The following is a 15,668-nucleotide window of genomic DNA, read 5'->3' as shown; positions in this document are numbered from 1 at the left end:
CGGCAAGATGCCCGGCGGTACTAGGGTGCCCCAGAGGTGACAAAGCGGCGGTCGGCTTCTAGACCGCGCGATCGGGCGGCGGTGCTGCCGTCATGCGAGGGATCGTTCGTCATCTGCGGAATTGCCGGCCTTTACGCACGAGGTGGCGGTGCCGTCTCGCCCCGCCTCGTCACCGCGCAGTGCGACACGATCCTGCACCGCGGGCCAGACGACCAGGGCGTCATGACCGATGGCGACTTCGGCTTCGGCATGCGCCGGCTGAGCATCATCGACATCGAGGGCGGGCACCAGCCGTTCCATTCGCCCGACCACCGCTATGCGCTCGTCTTCAACGGCGAGATCTACAATTTCCGCGAATTGCGCCACGAGTTGCAGGCGCTGGGTCGTGTGTTCGAGAGCGCGGGCGATACAGAAGTCATCCTCGCCGGCTACGAACGCTGGGGCGATGACGTCTGGGCAAGGCTCGACGGCATGTTCGCGGTCGCGGTGTGGGATACGCACGCCCGCCGCCTGACGCTGGCGCGCGACCCAATCGGCATCAAGCCGCTATACTATACCAACCAGGCGGCCGGGTTCGCGTTCGGCTCCGAGCTCAAGACGTTGACGTTGCTGCCGGGGATGGCGTTCGACGTCGACCACCGCGCGCTCCACGATTATTTCAGCTTCGGCCATGTCCGCACCCCGCGTTCGATCTATGCGCAGGTTCGCACCTTGCCACCGGGTCATGTGATGACTGTCGACGCGAGCGGAACGCCGACGATGCGCGCCTATTGGACGCCGGCCTACCATCCCGCCGAGCCTTTGTCGGAAGCGCAGTGGATCACGCGGTTCCGCAACGAATGGCTCGACACGATCGGCAAGCAGATGGTCGCCGACGTCGATGTCGGCGCGTTCCTGTCGGGCGGCGTGGATTCGTCGGCGGTGGTCGCGGCGATGGCGCAGGTCTCCGACCGCCCGGTCCGCACCTTCACGATCGGCTTCCCGGACCCGCGCTTCGACGAATCGCCGCATGCGGAGGCGATAGCGCGGCATCTCGGCTGCCACCACGTTACGCGCACCTTGGAACTCGCGGATGCGCAGGCGATGCTGCCCGAGGTCCAGCATTGCTACGACGAGCCGTTCGCCGATCCCTCCGCGGTGCCGACCTGGTACGTCAGCCAGATCGCCGCGCAGGAGGTGAAGGTCGCGCTGTCGGGCGATGGCGGCGACGAGCTGTTCTTCGGCTACAAGCGCCACGCGACCGAACGCCGGATCGGCGCGTTGCCGGCGCCGCTGCGTAGGCTTGCTCGCGCACTGGATGCGGTTCCGACCCTGCCGTCACGCCACGCGAACGCGGTGTTGCAACGCTGGCGGAAAACCACCGGTAGCGCCGCGCTCCCGAACGGCATCGCGCGATTCTTCGCCAAGACGCAGATCACGAACGAAGCCTTCCGTCGCGAGATCTTCTCGGCCGAGTTCATTGCCGAGGAGGAAGGCGGGATCGCCGCGCTGGTCGCGGAATATTTCCCCGACCCCGGCGCGATCTCGACCGATACGCTTGAGCAGTTTGGGTTGGCTGATCTCGCGCTCAACCTGCCCGGCGCGATGCTGACCAAGGTCGATCGCGCGAGCATGGCGCATTCGCTCGAGGTGCGCGTGCCGATGCTGGGGCAGGGGATGGTCGACCTGGCCTTGTCGATGCCCGCCGACATGAAGCTGCACGGCAAGGTCGGGAAATACGTTATCCGCCAAGCCATCGCGCCCTGGCTGCCGGAAGGTATCCTCGACCGGCGGAAACAGGGCTTCCAGATGCCGCTCGCCGCTTGGTTCGCGGGCGATTTCGGGGCGTATGCCGAACAGCTCTGGCGCGACAGCGGCGTCCGCGAGCAAGGCATCTGGCGCCCCGGCGCGGTCGACAAGGTGTTCGCCGATCACCGTGCGGGGCGGCGGGACTATAGCCGCTTCCTGTATGCTCTGGCGATCTACTGCCTGTGGTGGATCGGACGGCCCAAGGCCCTAACCGTTCGTGCTGAGTAGCGACCGAGTAGCTTCGAAGAAGCGTATCGAGGGCGCGTATCGAAGCATGGGTTCCGCGCGCCAACCTGTCCTTCGATACGCCCTCTCGATACGCTGCAAGAGCAGCTACTCGAGGGCTACTCAGGACGAACGGAAGGGAGGGAGGAGGCGTTAGCAGGTAGCGACCCCGCGAATCCTCAAGCCAACCAGTTCACTAACGTCTCACCCCGAGCTTTGCGCAGCATCGCCTGCACCAGCCGCACGAGATGCACCACCAGCGAGATCGCGGTCCACGCGGCAACCCCGATGATCCCCCAATCCGGCCGAGTCACGAGCAACCCCACAAACAAAATCACCATGTTCGGGTTACGCCGCGCGGTGATCAGCCGGAACCAGCTGTCGAACCGCTCCCACACATGGATATGCATCCCGAACCGGACGATGAACGCCCCCTCGATCAGCCGCTGCGCGACATAGCCGAACAGCATCGTCCCGATCACCGCCCAGAACACGCCGTCCTCGAGCGGCCGGCCGTACGGCGTACAGCCCGCCGCCCAGGCCCACCACCAGAACGGCGGATGCACCAGGTCGACCCCGTGATCCCACGCATTCCCCAGCTTCGACGAGGTGATCGTGCAGCGCGCGAGCTTCCCATCGACGGTATCGAGCACCATGAAGAACAGCCCGGTCGCGAGGCCCGTCCAGAACCAGCCATACCAGAACGCCACCGTCGCAACGATGCACAGCACCGATCCGAGCGCAGTCACCTGGTTCGGCGTGATCCCCGCACGCGCGCAGACCCGCGTGATCGCCAGCGCCCATTCGGGCCACAGATACTTGGTCAGCAGGTCGGTGACGCCCTTGTAAGCGCCGACATAGCTCGCGCGCTCGATCGCCGGCACGGCGGCGGGGGTGAGCAGTTCGGCGAACGGGCGCTCGCGCTTGCGCAGCGCCTCGTTGAGGATGCCTTCCTCGGCTTCGGCGGCGATCACCGTCAGCCCGGTCACCAGCGGCGCTTCGCCGAGCATCGCCGCGGTCATCCGCGCACGCTCATCGGCGTCGCGGACATGCGCGAGCACAGGGACGCCGGTACGCGTGACGACGGTACCGGAGCGCGACTTTAGATGCGCGATCCACACCGGATCGAACGCATAAGCGAGGTTGGCGAGGATTACGGGACCATTCCCATCGTCTTCCGGCAACCCCTGCGCGACGCCGATTCGCCGGATCCGCTCGGCATTGGTCATGCCCCAGAGCAGCGTGTCGTTCGCCCGGACGGTCCGGAGCGCTGGCGTGGGGGCTGTCGAATCTACCATACCGCACCCGTTACCCGATCTGGTCGTGAAAGCGAGAGGGGCGTGGGATAGGTCGAGGCGCATACCTTCCCGCCCACCACGACTGCACCACACCGATTGCAACCACCCCTGCGAAGGCCGGGGCCCAATTGGAACGTCCGGAGTAACCTCGCGCAGTCCTTCGTTGGCGACGTCCCCCAACTGGGCCCCGGCCTCCGCCGGGGTGGTGGAGACTTAACGGGCTGGCGTGGCCTCCAGCAGTCGAAGAATCTCCCCGCAGCCCGAGCCGCGCCCCTTCGACCGCGCCGAGCGATTGCCCGGCGAACTCCACCTGAATCTTCACATACTCCGCATGCATCAACGCCGCCCGGTCCACCGCCGCCACGACGTCCGCAACCTCATCAACCACCTCGCCACACCCCCACATCACGTAATTCGGATCGCCCTCCCACACGGCCGCCCCCGCATTGAGGAACACGCAAGGCCGCGGCCGCATGAGAAACTCGATCACCTGGCTTGACGTATCGCCCAGATACACGTCCGCGACGCCGGTATAGCTCCCATCGACCATCGCGAACCCATCGATATCGCAGTGCACATGGGCAAGATCGCCAATCTCGCGCATCAGGTCCGCGACCTCCGGAGCCTTCTCGACCAGTCGCTGGTGCGGCGCGAAGATCAGATTGTAGCGCCCGTCCGCGACGATCCGCCGCACCACCTCCGCGCCCCAGCGCCACCACGACGAGCGATGCTGCTGCCAGTGCGGCGTATACAATACCACCGGCCGCGTATCCCCGAACGGCGGCGCGGCATGCGTCCGGTGCGTAAAGTCGGCCTTCACATACCCCGTCGCAACGAACCGCTCCGGAGCGAACCCGCGATCGAGGTACGTCTGCCGCTCCAGTTCGCTCGGCACCAGCGTCAACGCCGCCGCGCGCCGCCTTGGATCGTCGCGCGCGCTCATCGACCCAACCCCGTGCGAGGTCTTCACGAACTTCGCGCGCATCGGAAACAGCCGCGGGAGCCACAAACTCGTCTGCTCGGCACACACCACGATCGTCGCGCTACGCAGATAGGGCAGTAGCCGAAGCAGTATCGGTATCTTCGCAGGCAGCACCGGATTACGCCCACTGCCGTCATCCGCAACGACACTAAACCCCGGTGCCTGCCGGATGCGAACGGTCGGGAAGGGCGCCGTCCAGCGCGTCAGCAACGTCTCGTGCACCGACGTGCTCACCCAGAGCTCGATCGGCACGTCCGACGTCGCGGCGAGCGCCTCGACGATCGGATAGAGATGCGGGATCAGCAGCGTCTCGCCGAGAAACAGGAACGCGACCTTTCCGCGCGCGCCGGGGCGGGTCATGCTCGGTGATCGCCTTCCCACAGCGCGATATCCTCGGGCCGGTCGATTTCCTGCCAGTGCGCGTCCGGCGGGATCCGGATGGCGCGGACGCCCGGCCCCCGCGCGACGCGGCCGACGACGGCGTGGTGATAGGCGTGGATGCCGTTCTCCTCGCCGATCACTTCGCGTAACGCCTCGGCATAGGCCGCGCCGCCATGCGACACGATCAGCCCGAGCGAACGATCCGTCGTCTCATGGCCGACGAGGTGCTTGCCGACGGCGATCACCCGGTCGCCGTCTACCTCCACCAGCATGTCGTCGAGCCCGGCGTCGGCCAGCGGCTCGACCAGCAACGCCACGCCCCCCGTGTCGCCGCCGAGCGCGGTGCGCAGGATCGTCGGCTCGAACACCGTATCGCCGTTCATCAAGGCGAACGGCGCTTCGAGATACGCGCGTGCCGCCCAGACGCTGCCGATGCTGTTGGCGATCGCCCAGAACGGGTTGAAGACCAGCTCGGTCGGCAGGCCACCGTCTCGCGCGTCCAGATGCGCCGCGATCTGGTCGATCCGGTAGCCGCCGACCACCACCGCGCCGTCGAACCCGGCCGCGGCGACCGCGTCGAGCTGGTGGTCGAGGATCGCGCGACCGCCGACCTCGACCAGGCATTTCGGCGTGGTGAGCGTGAGCGGCAGCAACCGCGATCCGTGACCCGCGGCAAGGATGATGGCCTTCATGGCGTGAGGCTGTACGGGCGAAGTGTGGCAGGAAAATGCATCGGTTAGGCGGCCTCCCTGCTTCCCGTTCTCCCGTGGAGGCGGGGGAACACTATCGCCGCACCGCCGCCGCATCCTCCCGAGACCAGCCACCGCCCATTGCCTGGTACAGCGTCACATACGCCGTCAGCCGATCCGCGCGCGCCTGCACCAACGATAGTTCCGCAGTCAGCAGCCCACGTTGCGCATCGAGCTGGTCGATATACGCCGAATAGCCTGCGCGGTATCGGTTCGATGCATTACGGAGCGCACCCGCGAGCGCATCGCGCTGGCCGGCGAGCGCGACCGCCTGCTGGCCCGAGCGCTGGACGCCGGCGAGGCTGTCGTCGACTTCGCGGAACGCCTGCAACGCGGTCCGGCGATAGGCGAACGCGGCCTGGTCGCGACGCGCGGTGGCTGCGTCGGCTTGGGCGCCCAGACGCCCGCCGTCGAAGATCGGGCTGAGCACGCTCGCGCCGATCGAGAACACTGCGATCGGGTTGGCGAGCGCGGACGACAATACCACCCCCGCCGAGCCGGTCAGCGCAAGGTTCGGCAGCATCGCCGCGCGAGCGCTGTCGAGCGAGCGGTCGGTCGCGACGAGCGTCTGTTCTGCCTGGTAGAGGTCGGGTCGGCGGCGGAGCAGGTCGGCGGGGAGGCCATCCGGGATCACTGGAGCCGCCAACTGGTCGAGCGTGCGGCCGCGCGGGATCGGGCCGGGGCTGTCGCCGAGCAACAGGCTCAGCGCATTCTCCTGCCGGCTGATCGCGAGCTCGGCGGCGGGGACGAGCTGTTCGGTGGCGTGGAACTCAGCCTCCGATTGGCGCAGCTCGAGGTTCGAGGTGTAGCCGGTCTCGGCGCGGCGACGTGCGATGCGCAGGCCTTCCGCTCGCGCTGCCAGCGTCTGGCGCGCGACGGCGAGGCGCCGGTCGAGCGCGCGGAGCGTGATGTACCCGGTCGCGACACTGCTCGCGATGCCGAGCCGGACGGTGTCGCGCGCGGCTTCGCTGGCGAGCAGTTGCGCACGCGCGGCCTGGCTCGCGAGGCGGAGGCGACCGAACAGGTCGAGGTCGTAGCTGATCGATACCGCCGGCTGCGCGCCGATCGCATCGGAGGGTGTGCCGAACGGGCTGACGGTCTGGCCGGTTGTGCTCGGCGCGGAGCCGCTGACGAGCGGGGTCTGCTGTGCGCGGGCAAGACGTGCGGCGGCGCGGGCTTCGTCGATGCGCGCGGCGGCCGAGCCGAGATCGGGGCTGTTGGCGAGCGCCCGAGCGACGAGGTCGGTGAGGACGGGGTCGCCGAACGCACTCCACCAGTCCGCACGGATCGGTGCCCCGGGGCCGAGCGCGGTGCGCCAGGCGGGGGTGGGGCGACTGCCGTGGTGGCGGGCGCCTCGGGGCGGGGGCCGATACAGGCGGTGGCGAGGAGGGCGAGGGTCAGGGCGCCTGTGCCGCCAACTCGCGGCCAATCAATTGCGCGCCGCCATCCTACAACGCTACGCCCTCGGCGAAGGCCGGGGCCCAGTTGGAGAGGTCGCTATAACGAAGGACTGCGGGTCGTTATAACCGTCCCCTAACTGGACCCCGGCCTTCGCCGGGGTGGGGCCGTTTGGGGTGGGACTTGCACCTCTTTTCCCATCGCTGCGGACGGGGCCCAAGCAAGCAATGTTTCCCCGCGAAGGCGGGGACCCAGTCTGGGCTCCCGCCTTTGCCGGAGAACAAGACGAGGGCGCGACGCCAGGTTCAGGCCGCATCACCGAACCCCCAGCCCACCGGCGGTATCCACCCGAGCCTGCACCGACATCCCCGGTCGCAACCGTGCGCTCAGCGGCTGCCCCCATCCACCCGGATCCGCACAGCGATCCGCTGCGGCACCTTGGTGAAGTTCCCCGTCGCATTGTCCGCCTTCAGTACCGCGAACTCCGACCCTGCCGCCGGCGAGATCCGCTCGACATGCCCGGTCAGCCGCGCGTTCGCCAACCCGTCGACGGTGAACGACGCCGGCTGCCCAACCACCATCCGGGCCGTCTGCGCCTCCTTGAAGTTCGCGATCACCCACGTTTCCGGCGGCACCAGGAACATAAGCTGCGACCCGGCCGTCACATACTGCCCGAGGCGTACGCCGACCTCGCTCAACCGCCCCGTCTCGGGCGCACGGATCACGGTATTGGCCAGGTCGATCCGTGCGAGTTGCCGCGCAGCCTCCGCGCCCGAGACACCCGCCTGCTGGCCACCACGCCCGACCTCGACCGTACGGATATCCTGCCGCGCGATCTCCCGCGCGGCCTTGGCTTGCCGGACCTGTGCCTGCGCCTGCCGCAACGCCGCCAGCGTCTGGTCACGCTCGCGCAGCGACACCGAGCCGTCGGTCACGAGGTCGTTGACGCGCGCCATGTCAGCCTGCGCGCGCATCAGTTGCGCCTCGGCATTGGCGACCGCTGCGTCCTGCGCCGCGAACGTTGCCTCGCGGCTGGCGGCGGTCTGCCGGCTGTTGGCGAGCGTCGCGGCCTGCGCATCGACCTGCGCCTGCGCCTGGTCGACGCGCTGGCGATAGATGCGGTCGTCGATCTTCACCAGCGGATCGCCCTGCTTCACGTCGGCGAAGTCGCGCACCAGCACCTGCGTCACATAGCCGCTGACCTGCGGGCTGATCACCGTCGTCCGCCCGCGCACATAGGCGTTGTCGGTCGACTGATAGCTCGTCGCGAACGGGGGCAGGCGCCATGCCGCGAGCACTGCGCACACGCCGGCGATCGCGAGCAGGGCGATGATGACGATGACGTTGCGGCTGGGCGGTTGCGGTCGCCAGCCAGAGCCGACCGGCGTGACCGCGGCGGCCGGTGCAGCGGCCACCTCCGCCTGCTTTTCTTCGGTCGCCGGCCCCTCGGCCACCGGGCTGCGTGCGTCGCTCATGTCGTCCCCTCAACCGGGCCCTCAAGCCGTGCCCGTCGTTCGCGTCGCGCGCGTCTCGCCAGCAGGAACAGCAGATACCCGAACGTCCCGCCGGCAAGGACCGCGATCAACCGGAAGACGTCGTCATACGCAAGCACGTTCGCCTCCCGCGTCGTAGTTTGCGACAGGATCGCCGCGCCCTCGGCGTTGCGCAGGGTCGGATCGACGATCACCCGGCTGACCGCGGCGCCACCCGCGGCGATGCGCTGCGTCACGATCGGGTCGGTCGGGGAGATCTGCTGGACGAGCGCAGAGCTGTTCGCCTTCTCTCGGATCACCTGGTAGCTGCCGAGCAACGCGGTGCCGCCGAGCCCGCCGAGCGAATTGATGATCCCGAACAGCGCGATGAAGCTGATGATGTGCCCCGCGCCTTCCTTGAGCGCGCGGGTCATGCCGAACAGCAGCGCTGGCCCGAGGAAGAATGTCGCGGAGAAGCCGATGATCGCCTGCGTCACGTACATCTGCGGCGCGCGCGTCAGGCTGGTCGCGTAGGAATCGAACCACGCCGCCACCGCGACCAGCCCGATCGCCAGCATGATCGGGTGGCCGAGCCGCTCGACATCCAACGTCACCGCGCTCGCGATCACGCCGGCGACCGACGCGACGAAGATGATCAGGAAGAACGGCACGAGCTGGTCGTTGTTCTGGCCCAATACCGTCAGCAGCCCGACCGACGCATAGGTCTGCTCCGACAGCACGATCCGCGCCATGACGATGACGATCGTGAACCGGACGATGTCGGCGCTGCCGAGCCAGCGGGTGTTGAGCAGCGGGTTGGCGCGGTGATGCTCGACGACGATCGCCGCCGCGAACATCGGGATCGCGACGATCAGCGCCCAGCCGATCCACGGTGCGTTGGTCCACCACACGATCCGCCCGAGCCCGAGCACCGCGGCGAACAGCGCGGTCGATCCGGCGAACAGCACGAACGTCAGGAAGTCGAGCGGCTCGAACGCCTTGCTCCGCGTCGTCGGCGGGAGGCGCAGCGCGGCGACGGCGGCGAGCGACAGCAGCGCGAGCCCGAGTTCGAACAGGTACAACGTCCGCCACTGCGACATCGCCAGCAGATCGGGCGAGAACAGCCGCGCGAGCGGCGTCGCGCATTGCGGGATGCCGATGCCGAGCACGACCGCCTTCAACCGCCATTTCGCTGGCAGCGACTGCATCACGTAATAGAGGCACAGACTGCTCAGCGCGGCGCCCGCCATCCCGCTGATCGCGCGGACGGCGATGGCGGTCGCGAAGCCGTGGACGAACAGGTGCGCGAGCGTGATCAGCACGTAGAGGATCAGGAAGATCATCGCGAACGGGCGCAGGCCGAACTGCGCGCGGAACTTGATCATCAGCAGGTTTATGCTGACGTTGGTCATCACGTAGACCGTCGGCAGCCAGGCGATTTCGGCGGGGTCGAGCCCGAGCGCGCCCTGAAGGGTGTAGGTGTTGGCGCTGATCAGCGCGTTGCCGAAGCCTACCGTCAGGCCGAGCAGGATACCGATCAGCGCATAGGCGATCTGGCGGTGGCGCGGGTGGAGTGGCGAACCGGGGGAGCCGGGGAGGACGGGGCGTTCGTGCTCGGCGAACTGCCAGTCCTCTTCGCTCAGGAAGTGTCTGATTCTCTGGGCGATCATGGTTGGGCGGTTCTGGCATGATCGGGGGAGACGTCATTGGGTATCGTTTGCGGCGGAGCGTGATTTACTCCCGGGGAAGCGCTGCGCCGTCAACGATTACCACCCCGGCGAAGGCCGGGGCCCAATTGGAAAGGTCGCAGCAATGGCGGGCGGCGCATCGTTACAGCCGTCCCCCAATTGGGCCCCGGCCTTCGCCGGGGTAGTTGTCGCCGGGTGGGGCCTTCCGGGAATCAATCCTAGATTCAACCGCAACCGAAATGCTGCACTGCAGCGGAACATCCCCATCCCCCAACCGTTGCGCTAAAATGCGCATGTTCAGATCGCTCCACATACCCCCCGAATGGGTCTGGCTGGAGAGCGTCGCCGTCGTCTCGGCGGCCGTCCTCGTCGCGCTGGTCGCGCATTGGCTGACGATGCGGATCGGCGGCCATGCCCAGCGCCGCTCGACCGCCAAGACCGACGGTCTCGTCCTCGCTCGCGTCCGCCGCCCTTTGCGCGCGGTGTTCGTTTCGGTCGCGGTCGCGTTCGTCGCGCGGATCCTGCCGATGGACAACGACATCGAGGATCTCTGGAAACAGCTGCTCGGTTTCCTCGTCCCCGCTCTACTCGGTTGGCTCGCGGTCGCGGCGCTGCGCGCGTTCCAGGACGTCATCGAGATCCGCGCCGACATCTCGGTCGAGGACAATCTCCGTGCCCGCCGCAAGCGCACGCGGGCGGCGATCCTCGGGCGGATAGGCACGTTTTTCATCATCTTCGTCAGCGTCTGCCTTATGCTGCTGAGCGTCCCCGGCATCCGTTCGATCGGCGTCACGCTGATGGCATCGGCCGGTATCGCCGGCCTCGTCGTCGGTGCCGCCGCGCAGCCTGCGCTGAAGAACCTGATCGCCGGCGTGCAGATGGCATTCACCGAGCCGATCCGGATCGACGACGTGCTGATCGTCGACGGCGAATGGGGGCGGGTTGAGCAGATCAACCTGACGTTCGTGGTCATCAAGATCTGGGACGAACGCCGCCTCGTCGTGCCGGTGTCGAAGTTCCTCGAACAGAGCTTCCAGAACTGGACGCGCGAGACCAGCCAGCTGATGGGCTCGGTGTTCTGGTATCTCGATCCGTCCGCGGACGTGCCGAGGTTGCGCGAGAAACTGGGCGAGATCGTCACGTCCAATCCGCGCTGGGACAAGCGGTTCTACAACCTCCAGGTGACCGACGTGAAGACCGACTGCATCGAGTTGCGCGGGCTGATGACCGCCAAGGATGCGGCGATCGCGTTCGATCTGCGGTGTGACGTGCGCGAGGCGTTGCTGAAGTATATCCGCGAGGAAATGCCCGAAGCCATCCCGCGCAACCGACTGCTGATGGCGCCCGACCCGGTAACGCGCTCCCCGTCATCCTGACGAAAGTCAGGATCCAGAGCCAAAAACGATAGCGCTCGTGACCCTGGGTCCTGACTTTCGTCAGGATGACGGAGTGGGTGTGGGAACGGTCCTAAGCCCCGACGTGCTCCGGCACAGCCTCAAGCGCCGTAATAAACAGCTCGCACCACCACATCACGTCCTCCTTGCGGACGTTGTCGATCAGCTTCTCCCACCGCGCCTTGCGCTCGGCCAGCGGCATCTTCAGCGCGCGGTCGATAGCGTCCGACATTTCCTCAGGGCTGTACGGATTGACCAGCACCGCGTCCTTCAACTGCGTCGCCGCACCCGCGAAGTGCGACAGCACCAGCACGCCCGGATCCTCGGGATCCTGCGCCGCGACATATTCCTTCGCGACCAGGTTCATCCCATCGCGCAACGGAGTCACCAGCCCGACACGCGCCGCGCGGTAGATCCCGGCCAGCACGTCGCGCGGAAAGCCTTGGTTGACGTAGCGGATCGGCGTCCAGTCGATGTCCGAATATTCGCCGTTGATCCGCCCCGACATCGAATCGAGGTTTGCGCGGATCTCCTGGTACGTGTCGACCTTCTCACGCGAAGGCGGCGCGATCTGGAGCATATAGACCAGCCCACGCCGATCCGGATGCGACCCGAGGAACCGCTCGTACCCAGCAAACCGCTCAGCGAGCCCCTTCGAATAATCGAGCCGGTCCACCCCGACGATCAAGCTGCGCCCTGTCGCGGACATATACATCCGCTCCTTGGCATGCCGTGCCGCGTCGCTGTTCGCCGACTTTTCGAAGTCTGCGGTCTCGATCCCGATCGGCGTCGTGATCGCCTTGATCGTGCGATCCCCGACCGTCACCCAGCCATCCTCGCCGACCACGCCGTTGAGTTGGCTCGTGACGTAATGCAGGAAGCTGTCGAGCCAGTCCTGCGTCTGGAAGCCGATCACGTCGTACGCGAACATCGATTCGACCAGCGCGCGGTGACTCGGCAGCGACAGGAGCATCGCCATCGGCGGCCACGGAATGTGGAGGAAGAACCCGATCTTGTTCTCGACGCCGAGCTTGCGCAGTTCCTGCCCGAGCGGGACGTGATGATAGTCGTGGACCCACACCAGATCCTCGGGCTCGATCAACGGCAGCACCGTCTCCGCGAACCGCTTGTTGACGCGAGCATAGCCGCTGGAGAAGTCCCGCTCGAACTCGGTCAGGTCGATCCGGTAATGGAACAGCGGCCACAAGGTCCGGTTCGCATAGCCGTTGTAATATTCGTCGAAATCCTGCTCTTCGAGGTCGATCGTCGCGGTCGTGACGCCCTTGCCCTGCTGGAAATTGATGTGCCCGGTGAAGGTCTCGGTGGTCGATCCCGACCAGCCGAACCACACGCCGCCCTTTTCGCGGAGGGCGGCGAGCAGCGCGACGGCTAGGCCGCCCTGATTGCCCGAGGGCGCATCGACCGACTGGACGCGGTTCGAGATGACGACGAGGCGGCTCATCGGACGGCACTCCACGGTTTGCTGAGCAGGACCGCGCAGTTGATCAGCCCCACCAGCGAATAGGTTTGCGGATAATTGCCCCACAGCTCGCCGGTATTCGGATCGATATCCTCGGACAGCAACCCGGCCGGCGTACGCCGTGCGACCATCTCGTCGAACAGCGCGCGTGCGTCCGCAGTCCGGCCGGTCGCGTGAAGCGCCTCGATCAGCCAGAAGGTGCAGACGTTGAACGCGGTGTGCGGCAGGCCGAAATCGTCTTCCGTCGCATAGCGCAGCATGTGGCTACCACGCCGCAGACCTTCCTCTACTGCCTTCAGCGTCGACTGGAACCGCGGATCGTCGGGCGCGAAGAAGCGCAGGTCGAGCAGCTGGATCAAGCTCGCGTCGAGATCGTCGCCACCGAACGTCGCCGAGATACGCTGCGTATCCTCGCGCCACGCCGACTGCTCGATCGTCGTGCGAATGGTGTTGGCACGCTCCTCCCAGAACGTCCGGCGATCCTCGAGCCCGAGCACCTCCGCCGCATTGGCCAGCCGATCGCACGCCGCCCAGCACATCGCCGCCGAATAGGTGTGGACGTGCGCCTTGGTGCGCAGCTCCCACAGCCCCGCGTCGGGCTTGTCGTAGGTCTCCCAAGCACGGTCGCCGACCAGCTCGAGGCTCTTGAAGTCCTCCTCGCTCGACATCCGGAACAGGCGCTTGTCGAAGAACGCCTGGACGTCGGACAGGATGATCTGGCCGTACGCATCATGCTGGATCTGCTCGTACGCCTGGTTGCCGACGCGGACCGGACCCATCCCGCGATAGCCGGGCAGGTCGCTTTCGATCCGCTCGATCAGCGTCGCCTCGCCACCGACGCCGTAGAGCGGCTGGACATGGCCACCCTTCGACGCATCGACGATGTTACGGAGATATTCGAGATACCCTTCGAGCACGTCGAGCGCACCCAGCCGGTTCAGCGCCTGCACGGTATAATAGGCGTCGCGGATCCAGCAGTAGCGATAGTCCCAGTTGCGCTCCGACCCCTCATGCTCGGGGATCGAGGTGGTGAGCGCGGCGACGATCGCGCCGGTCTCCTCGTGCTGGCACAGTTTCAGCGTGATCGCCGCGCGGATGACGACATCCTGCCATTCGACCGGCGTCGCGAGCCCGCGCACCCAGTGGCGCCACTCGTCCTTGGTCCGCGACAGCATCGCTTCGGCCGCCTCGTGCAGCACGCCCGCGAAGCTCTCGTCGGGGCCGAGGAACAGGTGCATCTGCCGCTCGAGCCGGAACCAGTTCTCGCCGACGATATGCCCGACCGGCGCATCGGTGGTCAGCCGCAGCGTCTGATCGTCCATCAGGAAACGGATGTGGTTCGAGCCCTGCGTGTGCTCGGTCGGCTTCCCCAGTTCGTCGCGACCCGCATCCGAACGCGAATGCGCGGCGAGCCGGCCACCGGCTTGACGATCCGCACGAAGCTGGTCGGGCGATAGGTCCGCCCCTCACGCACGAAGCGCGGGCAGAAATCGATCACCTCGACCGCGTTGCCGGCCTCGTCCTCGTGACGGGTGACCAGGATCGGCGTGTTGCGAATATAGGCCTGCGTGGTTTTCGCACCGCCCTCCAGTTCGATCGCCCAGAACCCGGTCTTGGGCGCATCGCCGCCGAGCAGCGCGCAGAACGCCGGGTCGCCGTCGACGCGGGGCACGCAGCCCCAGACGAACGTGCCGGTCTTGTCGATCAGCGCAGAGACCTGGCAATTGCCGATCGGCCACAGGTTCATGTCGGCGGTTTGGGTAAGAGCGGGTTGGGCAAGGGCGGGGTAGCTGCGGTCATCGTGTTTCCAATATGGCGGCGACCCAGTCACGGAGCGCGGCAACGTCGTTCAGGCGGTAGGCGGCTGCGGTCGCACGCGGCTCGCCGATGAGGATGCCCGCACCACCAAGGGCGCGCGCGGCCTCGAACCCGTCTTCGTCGGTGACGTCGTCGCCGAAGAAATACGGTATGCTCCCTGCCATTGTCGGCGCAGCGATCAATGCGCGCAAGGCCGAACCCTTGTCGCCGGGGGTCCGCAGCTCGACCATCATCTTGCCGCGCTGGAGCGTGAGCCCGTGGGCGGCGGCGAGGTCTTCAGCGAGGCGGACGGCGTCGGGTTCGAAGTCCGGTGCCATCCGATAGTGCAGGCCAGCGCCGAGGCTCTTGGCTTCGTAGACGAGGCCGTTGGCGTCGGCGAATGCGCGTAACGCGTCCGCGGCGGCTTCCAGTGAGGCGGGGCGTTCGGCAGCGACGTGACCATCTTCGGGGGTGCGACGTTCGGCGCCGTGGCTGCCAGCGACAGCGAACAGTTGCGCGTGCCGCCCGAGCATCGCATCGAGCTGGGTGATCGACCGCCCGCTGATGATCGCGACGCGACCGGGGAAGCGTTCGGCGAGCATATCGAGCCTATCGAGCAGAGACTGGTCGACCAGGACGGCATCCGGGGTCGCGGCGAGATCGACGAGCGTCCCGTCGAAATCGAAGAAGAGGCTGACATTGTCGAGGGCCAAAGGTGGCGGATCGAGCACGACAGGCGGCGGCGCGAGGACATCAGTCGCGGGCTGGCGTTCGGCTAGCATGATCGTCCAACCCATGGAGGTGCCGCTACGTTCCGCTGCACTGCAAAATTGGAACGGAGGCGGTTCGATTGTTTGGGTGGCCTCTACGAAATCCGTGACGCCCTCTTGTCCCCCCGCGAAGGCAGGAGGCCAGTCTGGATCTCCGCCTTCACGGGGAAACAAGCTCTCTTGCCCGAGAGCATCCACCCCGCCTGCGACACCTCGCGACACAAAACCGCTGGACTAGGGCAGGGA

The 15,668-nt window shown here is 66.9% G+C and carries 8 protein-coding genes and 3 pseudogenes; 2 read left to right on the top strand and 9 right to left on the bottom strand.

The window, feature by feature from the left end:
• Positions 1–81: 81 nt before the first annotated feature.
• The gene (asnB, locus tag QP164_RS08690; protein ID WP_333922885.1) at positions 82–2,016 is read left to right on the top strand and encodes an asparagine synthase (glutamine-hydrolyzing); all 1,935 of its coding nucleotides are present in this window, start codon (positions 82–84) and stop codon (positions 2,014–2,016) included.
• A 176-nt stretch (positions 2,017–2,192) separates the two neighbouring features.
• On the opposite strand, the gene QP164_RS08685 is transcribed toward asnB, so the two are convergent.
• From QP164_RS08685 to QP164_RS08660, 6 genes and pseudogenes are all read right to left on the bottom strand, one after another.
• On the bottom strand, positions 2,193–3,311 hold the full coding sequence (locus tag QP164_RS08685) for a CDP-alcohol phosphatidyltransferase family protein (RefSeq protein WP_333922884.1): 1,119 nt from the start codon (positions 3,309–3,311) through the stop codon (positions 2,193–2,195).
• Between the two features lie 10 nt (positions 3,312–3,321).
• The gene (locus tag QP164_RS08680) at positions 3,322–4,653 is read right to left on the bottom strand and encodes a hypothetical protein (protein ID WP_333922883.1); all 1,332 of its coding nucleotides are present in this window, start codon (positions 4,651–4,653) and stop codon (positions 3,322–3,324) included.
• The gene (locus QP164_RS08675; RefSeq protein WP_333922882.1) at positions 4,650–5,366 is read right to left on the bottom strand and encodes a phosphocholine cytidylyltransferase family protein; all 717 of its coding nucleotides are present in this window, start codon (positions 5,364–5,366) and stop codon (positions 4,650–4,652) included. Before QP164_RS08675 ends, QP164_RS08680 begins: the two co-directional genes overlap by 4 nt.
• 91 nt (positions 5,367–5,457) lie before the next feature.
• Positions 5,458–6,857 (bottom strand): annotated as a pseudogene (locus QP164_RS08670) (efflux transporter outer membrane subunit).
• Positions 6,858–7,136: 279 nt separating this feature from the next.
• Positions 7,137–8,296: pseudogene (locus QP164_RS08665) on the bottom strand (HlyD family secretion protein).
• Positions 8,293–9,963, bottom strand: a complete 1,671-nt coding sequence (locus QP164_RS08660; protein ID WP_333922881.1) for an MFS transporter — start codon at positions 9,961–9,963, stop codon at positions 8,293–8,295. The pseudogene QP164_RS08665 and the gene QP164_RS08660 overlap by 4 nt, the downstream one beginning before the upstream one ends.
• A 305-nt stretch (positions 9,964–10,268) precedes the next feature.
• Here QP164_RS08660 and QP164_RS08655 point away from each other — a divergent pair, with 305 nt between their 5' ends.
• The gene (locus QP164_RS08655) at positions 10,269–11,357 is read left to right on the top strand and encodes a mechanosensitive ion channel family protein (RefSeq protein ID WP_353434583.1); all 1,089 of its coding nucleotides are present in this window, start codon (positions 10,269–10,271) and stop codon (positions 11,355–11,357) included.
• A gap of 91 nt (positions 11,358–11,448) precedes the next feature.
• Here the strand turns inward: QP164_RS08655 and QP164_RS08650 are convergent, their stop codons facing one another.
• The 3 genes and pseudogenes from QP164_RS08650 to otsB all read right to left on the bottom strand — a co-directional run bounded on the left by QP164_RS08650 (position 11,449) and on the right by otsB (position 15,449).
• Positions 11,449–12,837, bottom strand: coding sequence for an alpha,alpha-trehalose-phosphate synthase (UDP-forming) (locus QP164_RS08650; RefSeq protein ID WP_333922879.1), 1,389 nt, complete (start codon positions 12,835–12,837; stop codon positions 11,449–11,451).
• Positions 12,834–14,602 (bottom strand): annotated as a pseudogene (locus tag QP164_RS08645) (glycoside hydrolase family 15 protein). Before QP164_RS08645 ends, QP164_RS08650 begins: the two are co-directional and overlap by 4 nt.
• A gap of 49 nt (positions 14,603–14,651) precedes the next feature.
• Positions 14,652–15,449, bottom strand: coding sequence for a trehalose-phosphatase (gene otsB, locus QP164_RS08640; protein WP_333922878.1), 798 nt, complete (start codon positions 15,447–15,449; stop codon positions 14,652–14,654).
• Positions 15,450–15,668 lie beyond the last annotated feature (219 nt).

This window comes from Sphingomonas sp. LR59 (genome assembly GCF_036855945.1).
In the GTDB taxonomy this organism is placed as follows: Bacteria; Pseudomonadota; Alphaproteobacteria; order Sphingomonadales; family Sphingomonadaceae; genus Sphingomonas.
Note: the sequence above shows the minus strand (reverse complement) of the source record. Positions and strands in the feature narration are given on the sequence as shown.

Bases quoted from the DNA above. Each gene is read 5' to 3' on its own strand.
- QP164_RS08685 (WP_333922884.1), bottom strand. From the start codon at position 3,311: ATGGTAGATTCGACAGCCCCCACGCCAGCGCTCCGGACCGTCCGGGCG.
- QP164_RS08680 (WP_333922883.1), bottom strand. From the start codon at position 4,653: ATGACCCGCCCCGGCGCGCGCGGAAAGGTCGCGTTCCTGTTTCTCGGC.
- QP164_RS08675 (WP_333922882.1), bottom strand. From the start codon at position 5,366: ATGAAGGCCATCATCCTTGCCGCGGGTCACGGATCGCGGTTGCTGCCG.
- QP164_RS08660 (WP_333922881.1), bottom strand. From the start codon at position 9,963: ATGATCGCCCAGAGAATCAGACACTTCCTGAGCGAAGAGGACTGGCAG.
- QP164_RS08655 (WP_353434583.1), top strand. From the start codon at position 10,269: ATGCGCATGTTCAGATCGCTCCACATACCCCCCGAATGGGTCTGGCTG.
- QP164_RS08650 (WP_333922879.1), bottom strand. From the start codon at position 12,837: ATGAGCCGCCTCGTCGTCATCTCGAACCGCGTCCAGTCGGTCGATGCG.
- otsB (WP_333922878.1), bottom strand. From the start codon at position 15,449: ATGGGTTGGACGATCATGCTAGCCGAACGCCAGCCCGCGACTGATGTC.